The sequence below is a fragment of the Pseudomonas protegens genome (genome assembly GCF_003732485.1).
GTDB lineage: Bacteria > Pseudomonadota > Gammaproteobacteria > Pseudomonadales > Pseudomonadaceae > Aquipseudomonas > Aquipseudomonas protegens_B.
In genome coordinates, this window is sequence record NZ_MOAK01000092.1 from 243,084 (window position 1) to 263,691 (window position 20,608).

The following is a 20,608-nucleotide window of genomic DNA, read 5'->3' on the forward strand; positions in this document are numbered from 1 at the left end:
CCTTTGGATTGCAGCCAGGCGGCAAAGGCGAATACGCGCTTTTCCCAGAGGTCGTAGCCCATCTCTGTGCCGATGCTCACATAGGCCACCCGCTGACGGTACTTTTCCACGTGTTCGAGGAACACTTCCCGCAGCGACGGGTAACGGTCGATGTCGGCTTCGATATCGCTGGGCACACCCGGCAGGTAAGCGTTCAGCCAGATACGCTCGGCGGGTTGCAGGCTCACGACACTCATTGGCAGTCTCCTTGTTATTTTATTTTTCGACGATGGCGGTGATACCCAGCCCGCCTGCTGCACAGACGGAAATCAGCCCGCGGCCGGAACCGCGCTGGTGGATCGCCTTGGCCAGTGTGGCCAACAGCCGCCCACCGGTGGCAGCAAAGGGATGCCCGCAGCCCAGGGAACCGCCGTTGACGTTGAGCTTGCTGCGATCGATGCTGCCCAGGGCGCCGTCGAGGCCGAGTTTGTCCTTGCAGTAGTCGGGGTCTTCCCAGGCCTTGAGGGTGCACAGCACCTGGGCGGCGAAAGCCTCGTGAATCTCGTAGAAGTCAAAATCCCCCAGGCCCAGGCCTTCCCGGGCCAGCATGCGCGGCACCGCGTAGGCCGGGGCCATCAACAGCCCTTCCGTGCCATCGACGAAGTTCACCGCGGCGGTTTCCCCGGTCCGCAGGTAGGCCAGCACCGGCAGATTGTTCGCGGCGGCCCAGTCTTCGCTGGCCAGCAGCACCACCGAGGCACCGTCGGTGAGCGGCGTCGAGTTGCCGGCGGTCAGGGTGCCGTTGTGGCGGTCGTAGGCCGGGGCCAGGCCGGCGAGTTTCTCCAGGCTGGCATCGGCCCGCAGGTTGTTGTCCCGCGCCTGGCCCCGGTACGGGGTCATCAGGTCGTCGAAAAAGCCGCGCTGGTACGCCGCATTCAACTGCTGGTGGCTGGTGAGGGCCAGTTCATCCTGGGCCAGGCGCTTGATCTGCCAGCGCTTGGCCATTTCTTCACAGTGCTCGCCCATGGACAGCCCGGTGCGCGGCTCGCCGTTGCGTGGCAGCAGCGGCTTGAAGAACATCCCCGGACGCACCTTGAGCAGGCTGCGCAACTTGTTGCCGGTGCCCTTGGCGCGATTGGCCTGGAGCAAGGTACGCCGCAGGCCTTCGTTGATGCCGATGGGCGCATCGGAGGTGGTGTCGGCACCGCCGGCAATGCCCACTTCGATCTGCCCCAGGGCGATCTTGTTGGCTACCAGCAGCGCCGCTTCAAGGCCGGTGCCGCAAGCCTGCTGCACGTCGTAGGCCGGCGTCTGCGGCGACAAGGTGGTGGACAGCAGGCTTTCCCGGGCCAGGTTGAAGTCCCGGGAATGCTTGATCACCGCCCCCGCCGCGAACTCCCCCAGGCGCTGGCCCGACAGGCCGAAGCGATCCACCAGCCCTTGCAGCGCCGCCACCAGCAGGTCCTGGTTACTGTCATGGGCGTACGCCGTGTTGGAACGGGCAAACGGGATGCGGTTGCCGCCAATGATCGCTACCCGGCGCACCGGCGCCGGATTGAAACTGTACTCAGTCATTGCCCAGCTCCCCAGATAAATAGGCCGCGCATATGGGGTTTGTCCCCCGGGTTATTGCGCACTTCGAACTCATGGCGCGGACCGTCGGGCAGACGGTTCCACAGGGTCACCGCCGCCGGCAGGAAGATCGGCAGCTTGAACTCGCAGTCCAGCTGGGCCGCCGCCAATGGATGGGGCGGTTGCTGCGCGGCCAGTGCCCGGCCCAGGGTCCACATGCCGTGGGCGATGGGTCGACGGAAACCGAACAGCCGGGCGCCGAGCCAGGAGGTGTGGATCGGATTGAAATCTCCGCTGACCTGGGCAAAGCGCCGCCCCAGGTCCCCTCCAAGACTCCAGCGCTGAGTGCGCACCAGGGCTTGTTCATCCAGCGGCAGCGAGCCTTGCCAGGGTTCACCGATGGGCGCACTGACGCCACGGCGCAGATACAGGCTGTCGCTTTCCCAGACCAGGCTGCCACCGCTGTGGGCCCGGGTGGCAATCGACAGGGCCTGGCCCTTGGGATGGGCCAGCCAACGCTCGGCAAACACCTCCAGGCGCAGGGCCTGCCCCTCCTCCAGTTTCTGGTACTGACGGATACGGTTGGCCAGGTGGACCATGCCGCTGGCCGGATAGGGAAACGTCGGGTGGGTCAGCAGCAACAAATGCAACGGGAAAGCCAGGGTATGAGGAAAGGCCAGCGGCACTCCGTGCTCCCGGCGAAAACCGCAAGCCTGGGCATAACGGGCGATTTCCGTGGCCTCAAGTTCCACTGCCGGGCGCACCAGACGCTCGCTGGGCAGCTTGGGGGCGGCGTCCAGTTTGGGCTTGCGCAGGCTGCGGATGCCGTCGTACAGCAACTGCCCCCGGGACGGAGGCGGTTCGATGATGCGAATGGCGCAGTCGCTATTCATGCTTCAGGCTCCCAGCAGGCTTTGCCCGCAGACGCGGACCACCTGTCCATTGATCCCGCCGGAGGCCGGATGGGCCAGCCAGGCGATGGTTTGCGCCACATCCACGGCCTGACCGCCCTGGGACATGGAGTTCATGCGCCGTCCGGCCTCGCGAATCAGCAGCGGGATCTTCGCGGTCATCTGGGTTTCGATAAAGCCCGGTGCCACCGCGTTGACCGTGATCTGCTGACGCGCCGCCAGTGGCCCCAGACTCTCCACCAGACCGATGACCCCGGCCTTGGAAGTGGCGTAGTTGCTCTGCCCGAGGTTGCCGGCGATCCCGGAAATCGACGAGACGCAGACGATCCGTCCCCCCGGGTTCAGGCCCTGGCCCTCCAGCAGCACCTGACTCAGTAGCAGCGGTGCTTCCAGGTTGACGGCCATGACCTTGCGCCAAGCGGCTTCAGTCATCTTCGCCAGGGTCTTGTCCTGGGTGATGCCGGCGTTGTGCACGACGATATCGAAGGCGCCGTGCTCACCGACGAACTCCAGCAGCCGCTGCCCGGCACCGGAAGCGGTGATGTCCAGGGCCAGGGCGCTGCCCTTGAGGCCCGCTGCCGCCTGCTGCAACTCGGCCTCGACCTGGGGAATGTCCAGGCACACCACCTGGGCGCCTTCCCGGGCCAGGACCTGGGCAATGGCCAGGCCGATGCCGCGACAGGCCCCCGTGACCAGGGCCCGCCGGCCCTCCAGTGGCTGGGCCCAGTCGATGTGCCGGGGCACATCCACCGGCTCGCCGATGCGCACCACCTGACCCGAGACATAGGCCGAACGCCGGGACAGGAAAAACCGCAGGCTGCTGTCCAGCTCACCTTCGGCACCGGGCTCGACATACAACAGTTGCGCGGTAATGGCCCGGCGCAACTCCTTGCCCAGGGACCGCACGAAACCCTCCAGGGCCCGCTGCGCCACGGCCTGGGCCAGCGCCTTGCAATGCTCCGGCGGCGTGCCCAGCACCAGCACCCGACCATGGGCACTCAGGCGCCGGACATTGGCGTGGAAGAAGCGGTACAGCTCATCGAGCTGGGCGATATCCGCCAGCCCACTGGCGTCGAAGACCAGGCCCTGGACCTTCACGGTCGAGGGCGCGTTGATGCTTGCGGCCTGGGCCGCCACGGTGTCGGTGGCGGCGAAGATCCGTTGCAGCTCGCCCAGAAGGCGCCCCTCGGGCGCCGCGGCGAGGACCACCGGGTTGATCAGGTTGCCGCCCTGCCCCTCGCGGTGCCGTTGCAGCGGTACCGGTTGTGGCAGGCCGGCGCGCTGGGCCAGCCAGCGGCCCCACCCGGAATTGACGAATGAAAGATAACCGTCAGACATAAAGAGATCCCGATCCAATCCAGTAGAGGGTCAATAGGCCGAATCGCTGGCCACCACCGCGTCTTCGCTGCTGGCGGCGCGTTTGCGCGAGGCCGGCTTGGCGCTTTGCTCGAAGTGCGCCTGACGCTGTTGCAGGGCTTCCAGCAGACCGAAGTCCTGGGGGAAGTCGTCGACCTGAATCGCGTGATCGCCGTACTCCACATAGCGGCCCAGCAGTTCGTCCTCCTCCTGACTGATCAACTGCTGCTCCAGGGCCTTGACCCGCCAGATGACGAAGGCCTCGCGGGAGATCGGCAACGGCGCCAGGGCGCCCTGCTTGATCGCCGGCTTGAGCCGGGCCTCGATCAGCTCCACTTGCGGTTGCAGGCGGAACGCCAGTTCGCCGTAGGCCAGCTTGTCGATATCCGGCTGCGGGATGTAGGAGTCGGCCAGCAGGCGGTCGCGGGTTGCGCCCGGGGTTTGCACCAGCTCGGCCACCTCGGCCAGCAAGCGATCGCTGGGTTTGTGCTGGGGAATGCCCAGGGGGAAGCTCAGGCCACGAATAATTCGCGCAGCCGCTCTGGACGGATAGTTGTCCAGGACCTCGGCCAGGGCTTCATGGGCCCGCAGCAGGGAGTCCTGGGCCGCCCAATGCACCAGCGGCAGATCGGCCTGGGGCCGGCCATCGTCTTCGAAGCGCTTCAACACGCAGGACAGGATGTACAGCTGGGAAAGAATGTCTCCCAGGCGTCCGGTGATGCTTTCCTTGCGCTTGAGGGCACCGCCCAGCACGCCCATGGAAATGTCTGAAGCCAGGGCCAGCACCACCGACAGACGCTGGATCTGCCGGTAATAGGCGGCCAGGGCCTTGTCGGTATTGGCCGGGGCCTTGATCAGGCGTCCGCCGGTCAGCGCATGCACCGCGGCACGCACGGTGTTGGCGCAGACAAAGCTGATATGGCCGAACATGGCGCTGTCGAACGCTTCCAGGCCTTTGCGTCCACCGTCGCGGGCGGCTTCCATTTCACGGAACACATAAGGATGGCAACGGATCAGCCCCTGGCCGTAGATGATCAGGCAGCGGGTCATGATGTTCGCGCCTTCCACGGTGATGGCGATCGGGCTTTGCTGGTAGGCCCGGGCCAGGAAGTTGTTGGGCCCCATGCAGATGCCCTTGCCGGCAACGATGTCCATGCCGTCGTTGACGATGGCCCGGGCGCGTTCGGTGACGTGGTATTTGGCAATCGCCGAGATCACCGAAGGCTTCTCGCCGGCATCCAGGGACGCCACTGAGACCTTGCGCACCGCATCGCAGGCATACAGATGCCCGGCCATGCGCGCCAGAGGCGCCTGAACGCCTTCGAACTTGCCGATGGGCAGGCCGAACTGCTTGCGCATCGCCGCATACGCCGTGGTGCCGCGCACCGCCACCTTGCCCAGGCCGACGTTGGCCGACGGCAGGGAAATCGCCCGTCCGGCCGCCAGACACTCCATCAGCATGCGCCAGCCGTTGCCCACTTGATCGCCACCGCCGATCACCCACTCCAGGGGAATGAACACATCCTTGCCGGTGGTCGGACCGTTCTGGAACACCGCGTTCAACGGCCAGTGACGACGCCCGGTATTGACCCCCGGGTGAGTGGTGGGAATCAGTGCGCAGGTAATCCCCAGGCTGCCTTTGCCGCCCAGCAGACCGTCCGGGTCTTCGGCGCGAAAGGCCAGCCCCAGCACGGTGGCGATGGGCCCCAGGGTGATGTAGCGCTTGTCCCAGGTGACACGAAAGCCCAGTACTTCCTGGCCTTCGAACTGGCCCTTGCAGACCACCCCGACATCGGGAATCGCCCCGGCGTCGGAACCGGCATAGGGGCTGGTCAGGGCAAAGCAGGGAATGTCTTCGCCCCGGGCCAGGCGCGGCAGGTAATGCTGGCGCTGGGCCTCGGTGCCGTAGTGCAGCAGCAGCTCGGCCGGGCCCAGGGAGTTGGGCACCATCACCGAGATCGCCGCCGCCGAGCAGCGGGTGGAGAGTTTCATCACCACTTGGGAGTGAGCGTAGTGGGAGAAGCCTTTGCCGCCGTATTGCTTGGGAATGATCATCCCCAGGAAACCCGCGTCCTTGGTGTATTGCCAGGCCTTGGGCGACAGGTCCTGCCAGATCTGGGTGGTTTCCCAGTCGTTGGCCATGTCGCACAGGGTTTCCACTTCGTTGTCCATGAACGCCTGCTCTTCGGCGCTCAGGCTGGCCGGGGCAGCCTGCAGCAGGCGTGGCCAGTCGGGCTTGCCGCTGAACAGCTCGGCGTCCCACCAGACCGTGCCGGACTCGATGGCGGCGCGCTCGGTGTCGGACATGGCCGGCATGATCTTGCGAAACATGGCCAGGGCCCTGCGGGTGAGCAAGGCACGGCGCAGGGGCTTGATGCTCAGCAGCGCGGCCGGCGCCAGCACCAGCAGCACGCCGAGGGTCAGTCCCAGGGTGCCCACCAGATTGAACAGATAACCTGCCGCCAGCCATACCAGGCCGCTGCCCAGCCACAGGGCCGCGGCGGCCTGGCGATAGGCCAGTGCACAGGCTGCGGCGAGTCCCACCAATAACCAGACAATCATGGAATACCTCTCTTGTTCTAACGAGACAACCACTGGGAGCCCGGGCGTTGTGCCGGCCCCTCGAAGATCACCCTACAAAGGAAAGAAGCATGTTTCAAATTTTATTTTTAAATATTGTTTTGAGTGCTTTCGGCAACGCATAGCGGCTGAACGATGTCAGCCAAGGGTTGGAAAAGAAGGCAGGTCGAGACGGGTCTTGAGGTGACCCGTCCAGCCAACGGCAGTAGCACAATCCCTTTGTACTGCCGTTATCTCAAGACACGGATGAAACGCCAGGCCTCAGAAGTGATAGGTCGCGGAGAGACTCACCACTTCGCCCTTGGAGTCGACTTTGCCGTCGATGGTGGAACCGCCGAGACGATCAACGTTGACAGTCTTGAGCTTGGCCTCTTTGACGAACTGCCGGGAATAGGCTCCGTCGATGGTCAGCCCGGGAATGGCCTTGATGTCGTAGCCAAAACCGATGGAAGTGAACCAGCGATCGTTATCCGGAATCCGTGGGTCACGGGTCGAATTGCGAGTCGGGGTCTGGTCGAAGGCCACACCGGCGCGCAGGGTCAACTCATCGGTGAAGCGATAGTCGCCCCCCAGGGAGTACATCATCGAGTCCTTGTAGTTGTAAGGAATCGCCACCAGGGTGTTGCCATCGGACTTCAGTGTCAGGTCCTTGAACGACGACCATTGGGTCCAGAGCAGACTGGCGCCCATGGCGAAGCGATCGTTGAACACGTGGACCCAGTCCAGGCCGGCGGTGGCCGGAATGTCCAGCTGGGTGCTGGCGTTGGCACCATCGGGGTTGAGCTTGAGGCCGGGATAGGCCAGTTCGGTCAGGGTTTCACCGTTGGGACCGGCCGGCTGGGTCATGAAGTTGCGGCCCAGGGCGTCGGCACGAATGTTGTACTTGCCCTCCATCTTGTTCTTGATCTTGGCGTGATAGTTCAGGCCCAGGGTGTCCTGCTCGGTGGGTTTCCAGGTGATGCCGGTGAACCAGCCGACCGAGGTGTTATCGACCTTGACCCGCATCAGGTTGGAGCCAATGCCCGAGGGCGCTCCAGGAAGCACCGACATGCCCGCCGAACCACTGACGTTGAGGTTCTGGCTGACGAAGCCCTTGCTGTGCTGCACGATGACCCCGGCACCGATGGAGAAGTCCTCACGGACCTTGAACGACAGGGCCCCGGTCAGGCCGACAGTCTCAATCTTGGTATCCACGGCGAAGTCACGACCTTTCCAGCCTTCGTCCCAGGTGCTGCGCATGCCCAAGGGCACGACCTGGCTAAGGCCAAAGGCAAAGCGATCGTTGATCGGCATCACCATGAAACCGGTGGGCAGCCAGGCGGTGAAACCACCCTCCCCGCCATCCCCGGTCAGGGGCATCGCCGCGCCGCTGGGAGCGCCCGCGTCATCCACGGGAGTGATAGAGGCCGGATTCCCCTGATAGTCGTTGACGTTGCCTTTGAACTTCATCTTGATCCGCGCGTAATCCACGGTCATCTGTGCCACGTTCTGATCGATGAACGCCATGGCCGCCGGGTTGTTGAAGGCCGCACTGGGATCATTCTTGAACAGCGAACCACCACCGAAAGCGCGACCCCAGCCGGGTGCACCGTAGGTTGGAGTAGAGAAACCACCCGCCTGCACCGGCCCGGAACCGATCAGGCCACCCAGCACCGCCAGGCCAATAGCGGCCTGGATCTTGTGTTTCTTATTATTCATGCCCCACTCCTTATTATTATCGACCGCGATCGGCCACCACCGATCCAGGGTGTTGCAACAGGCGCCTCAGACGAGGCGCCTGTTTTTTTCAGCAAGTGATCAACAGGCTGAAGTCAGATCAACCTCATGGCGTTACGGTGAAGGCTGGGTTCGGGTTGACGCTCAGTGCCGTGATTTTGCAGCTGCCGACGGTTTGTGCCGAAGGAATGCTCAGCGTGTTGGTGGCGTTGTTCCAGGTGGCGTTGATGGTCACCGGAGTGCTGCTGCAGTTGGAGAGGATCTTGAAGTTGACCCCGGTCACTGTGCCGGCGCTCACGCTGGAGGCGGTCAGGGTCCAAGGCAGGTTCAGCAGAACCGGTACGCCGCACAGCGAGTTGCTGCCGCCAACGGTGGCGCCAGTGATCGAGGCATTGGAACCGTCAGCCGCCACGGTGCCGGTGAAGTTGATGTTGCAGTTCACCGGAATGCCGAACGACGCCGGCGAGGATACCGAGATGGTGCCCGGTGCCGAGAAGGTCTTACCGAAGTTGGTGGCAGGTCCGATAGTGGCAGCGCTGGCCATCGACGCGGCGCCCATGCAGATGGCGAAAGAAGCTACGGATACCAGAGTCTTGATGCTTTGCATTGTTGTTTTCCTCAAGATTTAGGCAACGATCAGTTGCCAGGGGGTTATCAGCCTTGCCAGGGGGTCGATGACGCCATCGGCTCTCCAGTTCGACCGAATTCGGTGCTGGAGCACGCTATGGCGATACCGACCCGGCCTCAGCTGCCGGTGCTTTCGGACTACTCGATCGCAAGTTCATCAGCGTCCCTCCATGGAATCTGTTGTGACTCAGGGCGCAACCCGGAACGTGGGCGGCATCTGGATCGATACGGTCTTGATGGTGCAGCCGCCCTCGAGGCTGACCTGGGCCGCCTCCAGCTTGCCGGTGCGGTTGTTCCAACTGCCTTCGGCGGTGCTTGGCCCGCAATCGCCGCCCACCAGGGGGGCGTGCACGGTGACCTGGATGCCGGACATGGCGCCGCTGGTTTCATCCTTGGCAATCAGCTTCCAGGGCAGGTGCGTGGCTTCCACCTGGCCACACTTGAGGCCGCCGCTGAAGTCGACTTTCTCGACACTGGCGAAACTGCCGTCGGGGCTGACCTTGCCACTGACCTGGATGGTGCAGTCGGCATTGATGATGCTCTTGGCGAAGCTGATGGGGCCCTTGGCGGTGAACTCGGCGTTGGCCGGCTCGATGCGCGCCGCTTCGGCGGCGCCCATCAGCGACACACCCACCATGACCACGAACAGACGGGCAGCGAGCAAAGGTGAAATAGACATCCGTGACTTCCTTACAGTTGCTTATTGTTGTTGTCGGTCAACGTGCTTAAGGACTTCTGTGTGGCGGGGCTCACCCTTCCAGGCAGGCGAACGCGGGCGGTTCACGGGCACTTGAAGGGGTGAGCGGTACAACTAAAGAGCGGTGTCTGAATCGGTGTCGGTGCAACCGTATCGCTTGAGCAGTTCGACGCGCTTGGCCGGGTGCAGGTTGGCCAACCGCACATTCCCCGAATAGTGAGCCAGGACCCGGTGGTCCATCAGCCGCCGCCAGAGCGCCGGCACATAGGCCCAGACGATCATGGTGGCGTAACCGTAGGGCAGTTGCGGCGACTCGTCGAAGTGGCGCAGGGCCTGGTACGACCGGGTCGGGTTGGCATGGTGGTCGGAGTGACGCTGCAGCTGGAACAGGAAGATGTTGGTGACGATGCGGTTGCTGTTCCAGGAATGACGTGGCGAGCAGCGCTCGTAGCGGCCATTGGGCTGTTTCTGCCGCAGCAGGCCGTAGTGCTCGACGTAGTTCACCACTTCCAGCAGGGAGAAACCGTAGATGCCCTGGATCACCAGAAAGGGAATCACCGCCGCGCCGAGCCAGGCAATCAGCCCACCCCAGAGCACCACGCTGTACAGCCAGGCACTGAGCACGCCGTTCTTCCAGTGCAGGGTCGGCAGCCCGAGCTTGTGCAGACGCTCGCTTTCCAGGTGCCAGGCCGAACGCAGGCTGAACCACACGGTGCGCGGCAGGAAGCTCCAGAAGGATTCGCCAAGACGGGAGCTGGCAGGATCTTCAGGGGTCGCCACGCGAACGTGGTGACCACGGTTGTGCTCGACGAAGAAGTGCCCATAGAAGGTGGAGGCCAGGGCCAGCTTGGCCAGGAACTTGGACATCCCGCGATTCTTGTGCCCCAGCTCATGGGCGATGTTGATGGCGATGCCGGTGGCTGCACCAGTGGACATGGCCATGCCCAGGTAAGTGAACCAGCCGACGCTGCCATGCAGTTGCGTACGTTCGGTAAGGAAGGCCGCGAAACTCGCCAGGCTGCCCTGCAGGTGCAGCTGTTCACTAAGCTGCAACAAGCCACCGGCCATGATCCAGTCGACACCCCGGATGGCCATCCAGGCGGTGAATATCAGGGACACCACCGAGAGCACGGCGCAGCTGTAGACGATAAAGCGGTAGTAGGGTTGTTTTTCCAGATCGGGAACCGCGGATTCCGGCGGGTTGCTGGCGTCCTCTCCGAGCAGGCCGTCGATCAGCGGAATCAGGCCGAAGATCACCACCACCCCGCTCCACCAGAACACCTGGACACCGGTGGTCAGTGCGAACAGGCCGGCCAGCAAAGGGGTGATCATCGGCAAGGTGCCCAGCCACCAGAGGTGACGCTTGCCATCGGTCCAGACGCCGGGTGCCGCCACGGAAACAGTCATGGCAGCCTCCGCAGGATGGCAGTCGGCAGGGATGCTATAAAGGACAGCGCGATGGCGCTGTACGGAGCGTGAACGGATGAAAAAACAAAAGCGTGAAATGGCGTTATTTTCATTATTTTAATCGCTCAATTGCACTTTCAAAAAAAACATTCAAAACATTTTTTTAAAAAAATAGCTCGGGTTCGTTAGCTCGTCAACTATTTTCTCGGCTTGTTTTGAATGTCGCCCGTGAAGCGTTTACAGCTGCTGCCAGAGTCGTTGCGCGACGATCTAAATCGCCCCCCACAACGCCCCTAGCCTGCTCGTGATGCCGCGAACGGCGGGTGCAGCACGCTGGCGCTGCGCTGCGGTGCAGCCTGGGAAGCAATGTGCTCGACCATGGCCACCACCCGCTCGACGGCGCTGATGGGCAGCATGTGCCCCCGACCTTGAACGATCTCAAGCTGCAGCCCCGGCACCTTGCCCACCATGGCCTCGCCATGCCGGCGGTAATTGAGTATCGAGTCCGCCGAACCATAGATCAGGCCTACCGGCAGCTTCAGGCTCGGGTAGTGCTTGACCATGCCCGGCAAGGCGCGATTGACCACAGCGATCTCGCTGGAGGCGTTATAGAAGTTGTCCGAACGCATACCCAGCAAGCCGCCGCCACGCTCGGCGAAGTCCTCGGGCACCGGGTCCGGCGCGAATATCGCCTGCACCAGGCCACGACGGCCGAGCATCGCCATGGGCGCCGCCAGGGTCAGGGACATCCAGCGACGCAGGAAGGCCGGACGCACTCCCAGGGACAGGAACACCCAGGGCAGCATGCGTTGCGGATGGGTCAGGGGCGCCACCAGGATCAGCCCGGACACCGACTGCGGATGATCCAGCGCCAAAGACAGGGCCACCGCGCCGCCCAGGGAATGCCCAAGTACCAGCGGCTGGCCCAGGTCCAGGGTGCGAATGAACTTGGCCACCAGACTGGCCTGGGCCGGCAGGTCCGCCGCCGCCCCTCGGGCCCGAGTGGAATAGCCTGAGCCGGGGCGGTCGAGGGTGATCACCCGGAACCGCTCGCGCAGTTGCGGCGCCAGGGAGTGGGTCAGGTTGCGACCACAGCCGGACAGGCCATGGATCATCAGCAGTGCCGGGCCGCGTCCCTCGTCGGTGTAATGCAGGCGTTCACCGCCGACTTCGAGAAAGCGCCCGTTGATCGGGACCTGACGTTCAATCCTGCGGTTGATGCGCAAGCTCACCCCCCAGAGCACCGCGCTGACCGCCAGGAATACCGCCGCCGCTACCAGCCACTCCATAACCCGTCCCCTCAGCTTCCCTGCGCCGCGCTGCAGGATCAGGATGATCCGCAGCAGTGGCTGTCGCCTTGGCCCGGTACCGCCTGTGGCGTCTCATCCCAGGTCCGGATGAGCCCTGCAAGATCCACAAGCGAATGGCGCAGGTGACTTTTTCAGGTGATTTATTTAAATTAATTTTTAAAACATTATTTTAAATTGTGCAATCCTGAGATTTCACTCACCGACGAAAGTCACCCCAAGCGTCACCACAATCGAGGTACACACCATGAATGCGTACTCGCCACCCAACGACCCCGAGGTCGTTGACATCGCCATCATCGGCGCCGGCTTCGCCGGGCTGTGCATGGCGATCAAGCTCAAGCAAGCCGGGCTGCAAGACTTCCTGGTCGCCGAACAAGCCGCGTCCCTGGGGGGCACCTGGCGCGACAATCACTACCCCGGCTGCGCCTGCGACGTGCAATCCCACGTTTACTCCTTTTCCTTCGCGCCCAACCCGAACTGGACCCGGCAGTTCGCGCCCCAGGCGGAAATCCGCGAGTACCTGGAGAACTGCGCCAGGGACTTCGCCCTGGCGCCCTTTCTGCACTTCAACATGGGCCTGGAACAGGCCGTCTTCGATGAGGCTTCAGAGCGTTGGCAACTGAGGTTCGGCAATGGCCGCAAGGTCAGCGCACGCGTGCTGGTGTCCGGCATGGGCGGCCTGTCGCGTCCGGCGATCCCGCAGATTCCCGGCCTGGAAACCTTCACCGGCAAGCGCTTCCACTCCCAGCAGTGGGACCATCGCTACTCCCTGCAAGGCAAGCGCGTGGCGGTGATCGGCACCGGCGCCAGTGCCATCCAGTTCGTCCCGAAAATCGCTCCCCGGGTGGCTCAGCTCAAGCTCTTCCAGCGCACCCCGCCGTGGATCATGCCCAAACCCGACCGCGAACTCAGCGCGGCGGAACGCTGGGCCTTCAAGCACCTGCCCTTCACCCAGCGGCTGGTGCGCTCAGCGCTGTACTGGGCCCTGGAAAGCCGGGTGATCGCCTTCGCCCGTCGGCCGAAGCTGATGAAAGTGGTGCAGCGCGTGGCCCTGCGGCACCTGCGCAAGCAAGTCACCGATCCGCTGCTGCGCCAACGCCTGACGCCCGACTACACCATCGGCTGCAAGCGCATCCTGATTTCCAACGACTACTACCCGGCCCTGTCCCGGGGCAATGTGGGGGTCATCAGCGATGCCATCCAGCGCATCGACAGCGATGCCGTGATCACCGCCGACGGCACTCGACATCCGGTGGACTGCATCATCTTCGGCACCGGCTTCCAGGCCACCGACCCGATTCCCCAGGGCCTGCTCTTCGGCCGTCGGGGCCAGGACCTGATGGACGCCTGGTCCGGGGGTGCCCATGCCTACCTCGGCACCTGCCTGCCGGGCTTTCCCAACTTGTTCATGATCGTCGGCCCCAACACCGGTCTTGGGCACAACTCGATGATCCTGATGATCGAGGCTCAGGTGGACTACATCCTCAAGGCCCTGGAGCGGATGCGCCTGAACGGCATCGCCAGCCTGGAGGTCAAGCCCCAGGTCGAGAGCCAGTACAACCAGCGCCTGCAACAACGCCTGGCCGGGGCCATCTGGTCCACCGGCGGTTGCCGCAGCTGGTACCTGGACCCCCGCAGCGGCCAGAACACCACCCTCTGGCCCGGCTCTACCTGGAGCTTCAGGAAGACCGTGCAGCACTTCCAGCTCCAGGACTACCTGACCACTCACCTGCTCCATCCCGGGACTGCCGCCACGCCGGCCGCAGCGCGCCCGTTGAACCTGCAAGAGGCCGCCATCGATGAAAAATTTTAACGGTAAAGTCGCGGCCATCACCGGCGCCGCCTCCGGCATGGGCCGGGCCCTGGCCATTGCCCTGGCTCGTGAGGGTTGCCACCTGGCGCTGGCCGACAAGAACCCCCAGGGGCTGGCGCAGACCGTGGCCCAGGCCAAGGCCGCAACCTTGCTGCCATTGCGCATCAGCAGCCAGGAACTGGACGTCGGCGACCGCCAGGCCATGTTCGCCTGGGCCGCCGCCAGCGCCACCGAACACGGGCAGATCAACCTGATCTTCAACAATGCCGGCGTGGCCCTGTCCAGCACCGTGGAAGGTTCGAGCCTGGCGGACCTGGAGTGGATCGTCGACGTCAATTTCTGGGGCGTGGTCCACGGCACCCAGGCCTTCCTGCCCTACCTCAAGCAATCCGGCGACGGCCATATCATCAACACCTCCAGCGTCTTCGGCCTGTTCTCCCAACCGGGCATGAGCGGCTACAACGCCACCAAGTTCGCCGTACGCGGCTTTACCGAGTCCCTGCGCCAGGAGCTGGACCTGCAAGGCAACGGCGTCTCCGCCACCTGCGTGCACCCGGGCGGCATCCGCACCGACATCGCCCGCACCAGCCGCATCAGCGACAACGTCAAGGGGTTCCTGATCGACAACGAACAGCAGGCCCGGGACGACTTCGAAAAGCTCTTCATCACCAGCGCCGAAACCGCCGCCAAAGTGATCCTGCTTGGGGTGCGCAAGAACAAGCGCCGGGTGCTGATCGGCCGCGACGCGCACTTCCTCGATCTGTTTGTGCGCCTGCTGCCCGGCGCCTATCAGGCCCTGGTGGTGTGGATCAGCCGGCGCATGGCGCCCAAGCCGGGCCAGGAACGGCCGGCAGTCTACGAGGCCCAGGATGAGCGCGGCCTGTAGCGCCGCGTACCCATTTCATGTCTAGAGGAGCGCCAGCCATGCTGCCCATCCGCCGCGACATCAAGGTCGAACTGCCTGCCGAACGTGCCTGCGACTGGCACGAACAAGGCAGCCACGTGAGCCACTTCTTCAATGCCCTGTCCCTGCTGTTTCCTGCCGGCGAGCTGTTCTTCATGGACAGCGTGCGCCATTACCGCGAGCAGATTCACGACCCCGAGCTCAAGCGCGAGATCCAGGGGTTCATTGGCCAGGAAGCCATGCACAGCCGCGAGCACGTGCGCTACAACGACTTGCTGCAGGACGCCGGGCTGCCGGCCCATTTGCTGGATCGACGGCTGCGGATGATCCTCGACTTCCAGAAAAAACACTTCCCTGCAGCCTTCAACCTGGCCATCACCGTGGCCCTGGAACACTACACGGCGATCCTTGCCGACCTGCTACTGCGCGACCCCAGTCGCTTCGGCGATTCGGTGGCGGGCTATCGGCAGATGTGGCTGTGGCACGCCCTGGAGGAAACCGAACACAAATCGGTGTCCTACGATGTCTTTAACAGCGTGCTCAAGCCCGGGCCCAAGCGCTACCTGATCCGCACCGGGAGCATGCTCTTCACCACCCTGACCTTCTGGCTGGTGGTGTTCGACTTCCATGTGCGCATGCTCATCGCCGACCGCCGTCGCGGTGGCCACTGGCGCGGCCTGTGGCAGGTGCTCAAGTACCTCTACGGTCCCAAGGGCGTGTTCCCGCGCATCGCCCTGCCCTGGCTGCAATTCTTCAAGCCGGGCTTCCACCCCTGGGATCACGACAACCGCGAGCAGCTGCAACGCATCGACGGCCTGGTGCAGGACATCGAGCGCACCCGGGCCGCCGCAGCCAAGTGAGCGGCCAAATGAGCGGCCAAGTGGACAGCCATGACACGCGGCGACAGCGGCGTGCCATGAGCGCCTGCGCGCACGCCAGGGGCTGCTAATCTGCAGCGCACCCTTTGTGCTGCGAGCGCGCGCCATGATCCTGATCCTGCTGCCCCACGCCGACTACGATCCCACTGAAAGCAGCCTGCCCTGGCAGGCCGCCAGGGACGCGGGCTTTGACGCGCAATTCGCCACGCCCCTGGGGTTCCCGGCCTACGCCGACTCGCGCCTGGTGAGCCTGGGCTTCGGCCCGCTCAATCCGCTGTTGATGACCCCGGCCGCCGACCTTGAGCACTACCACAGCATGACCCGCGACCCGGAGTTTCTCAGCCCCCTGGACTATGCCGACGTCGATCCGCAGGCCTTCGAGGGCCTGCTGATTCCGGGCGGGCATGCCCGGGGCATGCGCAGCCTGCTGGAGTCCGCGGATGTGAGGCGCATCATTCTGGCGTTCTTCAAGGCCGACAAGCCCGTGGCCGCGGTGTGTCATGGCCCTCTCGCGCTGGCCCGCTGCATCGACCCGGAAAGCGGGCGCTCGGTGCTCTACGGGCGCAAGGTCACCGCCCTGCTCGCCGGGCCCATGGAGCTGGCGGCCTGGATCGTCACCGCGCCGTGGCTGGGGCGCTATTACCGCACCTACGACCACAGCGTCGAGCAAGAGATCAAGCAGGCACTGGCCAGCCCGGCGGATTTTCTTTCCGGGCCCTGGCTGCCACGCCGGGATTCGGCGCAGCACCCCGAGCGCGGCTTTGTGGTTCGCGACCGCAATCTACTGACTGCGCGCTGGCCGGGGGACTGTCACCGCTTCGCCAATGAATGGGTCACTCTGCTGCAACAGGCCCGCGACGCCCAGGTTCAAGCGGAGCCCGCTGACCCGGCTTGAAGCCGTCACAGCATGCACGGCAAACCAGGATCAATCCCGGCCGCCAATGGGTTCGATCCTCAGGAAGCCAGGGGTTTGTTCAACTCACCGATCTTCTCCAGCCGCGCCCGCACGATATTGCGGCTGATGTTCAGCAGGCGCCCGGTCTGCAACTGGTTGCCGTGGCAGTAGCGGTAAGCCTCACGGAAGATTGCCTCCTCAATGTGCTCGTACAGATCCGGAATGTTCTGCTCGAACAGCGCCTGCAATGCCCGGCCCAGGTCCGCCGGAGCGTCCGGCGTCGAGAATGCCTGCGGCGCCTGCTCCTGGCGGATGCCCGAGGAGCGCATGTCCACCAGGTGCAGATCGCCGGGAGCGACCCGCTGCTGACGGCACACCAGCAAGGCGTGGTGAATGGCATTTTCCAGCTCGCGGATGTTGCCCGGCCAGCTGTGTTCCAACAGCTTGCGTTCGGCCTCCTCGGTCAGCGAGGCACGGTTGTAGCCCAGGCGCTGGCAGTGTTCCTCAAGGAAGAATTCGGCCAGGGGCAGGATGTCCCCCGGGCGCTCGCGCAACGGCGGCAGGCGAATGGTGGCCACGTGCAGGCGGTAGAACAGGTCCTCACGAAAATGCCCGGCCACCACGGCATCGGCGAGGTTGACGTTGGTGGCCGCCACCAGCCGCACATTGATTGGAATCGGCGTGCGCGAGCCCAGGCGCACCACCTCCCGCTCCTGCAGCACCCGCAGCAGCTTGACCTGCATGTTCAGCGGCAGGTCACCGATTTCGTCGAGAAACAGCGTGCCGCCGTTGGCCGCTTCGAACCAGCCGGCCTTGTGGGTGGTGGCGCCGGTAAAGGCACCTTTCTCATGGCCGAAAAGCTCGCTTTCCACCAGGGTTTCGGCAAAGGCCCCGCAGTTCACCGCGACAAAGGGCTCGCGCCCGCGGCGACTCAAATGATGGATGTGCCGGGCCACCAGTTCCTTGCCGGTGCCGGTCTCGCCAATGATCAGGGTATTGGCCTCACTGGGGGCCAGGCGCTCGATGCGACTGAGCAACTCCTGGGAGCGCGGGTCCTTGAACACCAGAACGGTGGCCCGTACCGATTTGGTCAATTCGCGGGCGTTTGGATGAGTGATCAGCGACATGGTGCATTCCTGGCAGTAAAAGCGCGGGTTCAATAGTGCACGAAGATATTTAGACTAAATAATTATTAATTAATCTTTAGATATTCTTTTTACGAATATAAGCATTGGCTGCTCCTAACCTGCTGCTGGAGCAGCAATCGGCCAGCACCTACCTGTCCGCAGATCAGCAGCAGCGGCTTGGGCCGGAGCCTGTCGATCTGCCTGAAACCCTTGCCGGGCAAGGCCTGCAGCGCTTTATAGCGGCCCTGGCATGCAATCTGCTCTATCCCTTCCGACACCAGCACCCACCACCACCGCCGTAGGAGCTGGCTTGCCAGCGAAGGCGTCCACAAGGGCAACACAAGGCTCAAGGGCCTCTTCGCCGGCAAGCCGGCTCCTACGGGCAACACCGCGACATCCGCTGTAGGAGCTGGCTTGCCAGCGAAGGCGTCCGCAAGGGCAACACAAGGCTCAAGGGCGCAAGCCGAGATTCGCTCGGGCGATGAAGGCAAACATTTTTAGGGAGAGTGCAATGCAAGCTTTATGGCGCAACACCCTGGCCGCATTGGCCGCGCTGCTGATCAGTGTCACCGCCCTGGCCAATCCGGCTCCGGCCACGGTGAAAATCGCCATCGTCGCCTTTACCCAGGGCGGCAAGCCGGTGTTCGGCGGCATCGCCGGGCGGGTCATCGAGGACGGCTGGCTAGAGCAGCAATTGAGCCAGCGCGGGATCACGCTGCAGTGGATCGCCCTGCCCCACGCCGGCGCCGGGCCGCAGATCAACGAGGGTTTCAGCAACAACAGCATCGACTTCGCCGTGCGCGGCGACCTGCCCTCGGTAATCGCCGGCGCCGGCGGTGTGCCGGGCAAGCTGATCGTGCCCGGCGGCAGTGGCAACAATATCTATCTGGTGGTGCCGGCGAACTCCACGGCCAAGCGCATCGAGGACCTCAAGGGCCAGCGCCTGGCCCTGCATCGCGGCCGGCCCTGGGAGTTTGCCTTCAGCAACTTCCTGGCCAGCAAGGGCTTGAAGCTCGACGACTTCAAGATCGCCAACCTCAACCCCCAGGTCGGCGCGGCCGCGGTGTCCGCCGGCAAGGTCGACGCGGCAGTGCTGCTCAGTGAGGCCTACGCCCTGGAAGACAAGGGCGTGGGCAAGATCATCTGGTCCACCAAGCAAGGGGCCAATGACTGGCGCCTGATCTCCGACCTCTGGGGCACCGACAGTTTCATCGAGCAGCACCCGGAGGTTACCCAACTGCTGGCCACCGCCTGGGTCAAGGCCGCCTGGTGGATCTCCCAGGAACAGAACCAGGACGCCTATTACCAGCTGTCCTCCCGGGCCGGCACTGCCGAGAGCGTGCTGCGCCGCGACGACCAGGGCGATCCGGTGACGTGGAAGGAACGCTGGGCGCCGAAAAGCGACCAGCAGCTCAAGGCTCACTACCAGGCGCTGAGTGCCTATGCCCTGGACAACCAGTTGATCCGCACGCCCTACGACATCACCCCGGCCCTGGCCACCGGTTTCACCAACCAGGCGCTGATCGACTTGCACCTGAGTGACTACTGGCCCGCCCTGCGCGGCCAGGTCAGCACCCTTCCTTGAACCCTGAGCACGAGTCTTCTTGATGAAACTGTCCGCAAAATTCGCCTTCGGCCTGAGTGTCCTGGCTGTCTCCCTGTCGGCCCTGGCGGGCCCGACCTACGCGCCCAAGCCCGACCCGTTGCAGGGCGACGGCCGGGTCTCGGCCTTCTACACCTGGCAGGACGCAATTCCCGCTACTCCGGGCAAGCTGCTGCGCAGCGAGCCCCTGGAAGCGACCCTGAGCCTGCCCAACGCCGCCAGTGCGCAACGAATTCTCTATACCTCCACCGACGGCATCGACGGCAAGACCCCGGTGGTGGTCTCCGGCACCCTGTTCCTGCCCAAGGGCAAGGCCCCGGCCGGCGGCTGGCCGGTGGCGTCCTGGGGCCACGGCACCGTGGGCGTGGCGGATGTCTGCGCACCGTCCTGGCAGGGGCGTTCCTACCGTGACGTGCAGTACCTGAGCCGCTGGCTGGACGAAGGCTTTGCCATTGTCGCCAGCGATTACCAGGGCCTGGGCGTGCCCGGCGGCCATCCGCTGTTGAACAACCGCATGGCCGCCTACGGCATTCTCGACGCCGCCAAAGCGGTGGTCGCCGGGGTGCCCGGGCTGGCCAACAAGGTGCTGATCGTCGGCCAGTCCCAGGGCGGTGCCGGCGCCTTCGCCTCGGCCGCCTACGCCGCCACCTACGCCCCGGACCTGGGGGTCAAGGGCAGCATCGGCACCGGGGTGATCTACACCATCGGCGCGAAAAATGTCGGCGAACAGGACCCGAACAAGGTCGATGCCTCCCTGGCCTATGGCTTCTACACCCTGCTGGCGGCCCAGCAGTACGACCCGAGCATCAACCCCAAGGACTTCTACACCGACAAGGCCCTGCCGCTGTTCGAACAGGCCCGTACCAGCTGCCTCGCCGCCCTGGTCAGCGACGTGGTGGGGGTCGGCCTGACCCCGGCCAACGCCAAGAAGGACTACCAGGGCAGCCAACTGGCGGCCTGGCAGAAACAAGTGTCCTACCCGACCCTGAAAACCGCCCAGCCGGTGTTCATCGGCACCGGAGCCGAGGACAAGACCCCGGCCGCCGCCACCCAGGTGGCGCTGATGCAGGACGCCTGCAAGGCCGGATCGGTGGTCGAGGGCCACCTGTACAAGGGCCTGGGCCACAGCGAAACGGTCAACGCCTCCCTCAAGGACTCGGTGCCCTTCGCCCACAAGGTCATCAACGGCCAGGCCGTTACCCCCGTCTGCAGCCCCAGCGTGCAATAACCCGG

The 20,608-nt window shown here is 64.3% G+C and carries 16 protein-coding genes and 1 pseudogene; 6 read left to right on the forward strand and 11 right to left on the reverse strand.

Annotation, left to right across the window (positions count from 1 at the left end; genetic code table 11):
- From BLX41_RS37050 to BLX41_RS33175, 10 genes and pseudogenes are all read right to left on the reverse strand, one after another.
- A pseudogene (locus BLX41_RS37050) lies at positions 1–236 on the reverse strand (long-chain fatty acid--CoA ligase); the annotation flags it as partial.
- Between the two features lie 19 nt (positions 237–255).
- Positions 256–1,554 (reverse strand): acetyl-CoA C-acetyltransferase, encoded by a 1,299-nt coding sequence (locus BLX41_RS33135; protein WP_123728272.1) that lies wholly within the window; start codon positions 1,552–1,554, stop codon positions 256–258.
- Positions 1,551–2,444 carry a MaoC family dehydratase gene (locus BLX41_RS33140; protein WP_123728273.1) on the reverse strand — a complete coding sequence of 298 codons (894 nt, stop codon included), beginning with the start codon at positions 2,442–2,444 and terminating at the stop codon, positions 1,551–1,553. Before BLX41_RS33140 ends, BLX41_RS33135 begins: the two co-directional genes overlap by 4 nt.
- 3 nt (positions 2,445–2,447) lie before the next feature.
- Entirely contained in the window at positions 2,448–3,800 is a 1,353-nt protein-coding gene (locus tag BLX41_RS33145) for a 3-oxoacyl-ACP reductase (protein ID WP_123728274.1), read from the reverse strand.
- Positions 3,801–3,830: 30 nt separating this feature from the next.
- Positions 3,831–6,380 carry an acyl-CoA dehydrogenase gene (locus tag BLX41_RS33150; RefSeq protein WP_123728275.1) on the reverse strand — a complete coding sequence of 850 codons (2,550 nt, stop codon included), beginning with the start codon at positions 6,378–6,380 and terminating at the stop codon, positions 3,831–3,833.
- Between the two features lie 279 nt (positions 6,381–6,659).
- Positions 6,660–8,096 carry an outer membrane protein transport protein gene (locus BLX41_RS33155; protein ID WP_123728276.1) on the reverse strand — a complete coding sequence of 479 codons (1,437 nt, stop codon included), beginning with the start codon at positions 8,094–8,096 and terminating at the stop codon, positions 6,660–6,662.
- A 124-nt stretch (positions 8,097–8,220) separates the two neighbouring features.
- On the reverse strand, positions 8,221–8,721 hold the full coding sequence (gene praB / locus BLX41_RS33160; RefSeq protein WP_123728277.1) for an alkane oxidation protein activator PraB: 501 nt from the start codon (positions 8,719–8,721) through the stop codon (positions 8,221–8,223).
- Between the two features lie 207 nt (positions 8,722–8,928).
- Entirely contained in the window at positions 8,929–9,420 is a 492-nt protein-coding gene (praA, locus tag BLX41_RS33165) for an alkane oxidation protein activator PraA (protein WP_123728278.1), read from the reverse strand.
- Between the two features lie 132 nt (positions 9,421–9,552).
- A complete protein-coding gene (locus BLX41_RS33170; RefSeq protein ID WP_123728279.1) occupies positions 9,553–10,845 on the reverse strand; it encodes an alkane 1-monooxygenase in 1,293 nt (430 codons plus the stop codon).
- 293 nt (positions 10,846–11,138) lie between these two features.
- The gene (locus BLX41_RS33175; protein ID WP_123728280.1) at positions 11,139–12,134 is read right to left on the reverse strand and encodes an alpha/beta fold hydrolase; all 996 of its coding nucleotides are present in this window, start codon (positions 12,132–12,134) and stop codon (positions 11,139–11,141) included.
- A 265-nt stretch (positions 12,135–12,399) separates the two neighbouring features.
- Between BLX41_RS33175 and BLX41_RS33180 the strand changes: the two genes are divergently transcribed.
- From BLX41_RS33180 to BLX41_RS33195, 4 genes are all read left to right on the forward strand, one after another.
- A complete protein-coding gene (locus BLX41_RS33180; protein ID WP_123728281.1) occupies positions 12,400–13,968 on the forward strand; it encodes a flavin-containing monooxygenase in 1,569 nt (522 codons plus the stop codon).
- A complete protein-coding gene (locus BLX41_RS33185) occupies positions 13,955–14,854 on the forward strand; it encodes an SDR family NAD(P)-dependent oxidoreductase (protein ID WP_123728282.1) in 900 nt (299 codons plus the stop codon). The genes BLX41_RS33180 and BLX41_RS33185 overlap by 14 nt, the downstream gene beginning before the upstream one ends.
- Before the next feature lie 38 nt (positions 14,855–14,892).
- Positions 14,893–15,732, forward strand: a complete 840-nt coding sequence (locus BLX41_RS33190) for a metal-dependent hydrolase (protein WP_123728283.1) — start codon at positions 14,893–14,895, stop codon at positions 15,730–15,732.
- A 124-nt stretch (positions 15,733–15,856) separates the two neighbouring features.
- Positions 15,857–16,645, forward strand: coding sequence for a type 1 glutamine amidotransferase domain-containing protein (locus BLX41_RS33195; RefSeq protein WP_123728284.1), 789 nt, complete (start codon positions 15,857–15,859; stop codon positions 16,643–16,645).
- Positions 16,646–16,704: 59 nt separating this feature from the next.
- On the opposite strand, the gene BLX41_RS33200 is transcribed toward BLX41_RS33195, so the two are convergent.
- Positions 16,705–17,772 (reverse strand): sigma-54 interaction domain-containing protein, encoded by a 1,068-nt coding sequence (locus tag BLX41_RS33200; RefSeq protein WP_123728285.1) that lies wholly within the window; start codon positions 17,770–17,772, stop codon positions 16,705–16,707.
- A gap of 511 nt (positions 17,773–18,283) precedes the next feature.
- Here BLX41_RS33200 and BLX41_RS33215 point away from each other — a divergent pair.
- Positions 18,284–19,357, forward strand: a complete 1,074-nt coding sequence (locus tag BLX41_RS33215) for an ABC transporter substrate-binding protein (RefSeq protein WP_123728286.1) — start codon at positions 18,284–18,286, stop codon at positions 19,355–19,357.
- A gap of 22 nt (positions 19,358–19,379) precedes the next feature.
- Positions 19,380–20,603, forward strand: coding sequence for a lipase family protein (locus BLX41_RS33220; RefSeq protein WP_123728287.1), 1,224 nt, complete (start codon positions 19,380–19,382; stop codon positions 20,601–20,603).
- Positions 20,604–20,608 lie beyond the last annotated feature (5 nt).

What these genes read in the sequence shown, in the direction of transcription:
- BLX41_RS33140 (WP_123728273.1), bottom strand. Translation starts at nt 2,444, where the DNA reads ATGAATAGCGACTGCGCCATTCGCATCATCGAACCGCCTCCGTCCCGG.
- BLX41_RS33195 (WP_123728284.1), top strand. Translation starts at nt 15,857, where the DNA reads ATGATCCTGATCCTGCTGCCCCACGCCGACTACGATCCCACTGAAAGC.
- BLX41_RS33150 (WP_123728275.1), bottom strand. Translation starts at nt 6,380, where the DNA reads ATGATTGTCTGGTTATTGGTGGGACTCGCCGCAGCCTGTGCACTGGCC.
- BLX41_RS33215 (WP_123728286.1), top strand. Translation starts at nt 18,284, where the DNA reads ATGCAAGCTTTATGGCGCAACACCCTGGCCGCATTGGCCGCGCTGCTG.
- BLX41_RS33175 (WP_123728280.1), bottom strand. Translation starts at nt 12,134, where the DNA reads ATGGAGTGGCTGGTAGCGGCGGCGGTATTCCTGGCGGTCAGCGCGGTG.
- BLX41_RS33170 (WP_123728279.1), bottom strand. Translation starts at nt 10,845, where the DNA reads ATGACTGTTTCCGTGGCGGCACCCGGCGTCTGGACCGATGGCAAGCGT.
- BLX41_RS33190 (WP_123728283.1), top strand. Translation starts at nt 14,893, where the DNA reads ATGCTGCCCATCCGCCGCGACATCAAGGTCGAACTGCCTGCCGAACGT.
- BLX41_RS33220 (WP_123728287.1), top strand. Translation starts at nt 19,380, where the DNA reads ATGAAACTGTCCGCAAAATTCGCCTTCGGCCTGAGTGTCCTGGCTGTC.
- BLX41_RS33185 (WP_123728282.1), top strand. Translation starts at nt 13,955, where the DNA reads ATGAAAAATTTTAACGGTAAAGTCGCGGCCATCACCGGCGCCGCCTCC.
- BLX41_RS33135 (WP_123728272.1), bottom strand. Translation starts at nt 1,554, where the DNA reads ATGACTGAGTACAGTTTCAATCCGGCGCCGGTGCGCCGGGTAGCGATC.
- praB (WP_123728277.1), bottom strand. Translation starts at nt 8,721, where the DNA reads ATGCAAAGCATCAAGACTCTGGTATCCGTAGCTTCTTTCGCCATCTGC.
- praA (WP_123728278.1), bottom strand. Translation starts at nt 9,420, where the DNA reads ATGTCTATTTCACCTTTGCTCGCTGCCCGTCTGTTCGTGGTCATGGTG.
- BLX41_RS33155 (WP_123728276.1), bottom strand. Translation starts at nt 8,096, where the DNA reads ATGAATAATAAGAAACACAAGATCCAGGCCGCTATTGGCCTGGCGGTG.
- BLX41_RS33200 (WP_123728285.1), bottom strand. Translation starts at nt 17,772, where the DNA reads ATGTCGCTGATCACTCATCCAAACGCCCGCGAATTGACCAAATCGGTA.
- BLX41_RS33145 (WP_123728274.1), bottom strand. Translation starts at nt 3,800, where the DNA reads ATGTCTGACGGTTATCTTTCATTCGTCAATTCCGGGTGGGGCCGCTGG.
- BLX41_RS33180 (WP_123728281.1), top strand. Translation starts at nt 12,400, where the DNA reads ATGAATGCGTACTCGCCACCCAACGACCCCGAGGTCGTTGACATCGCC.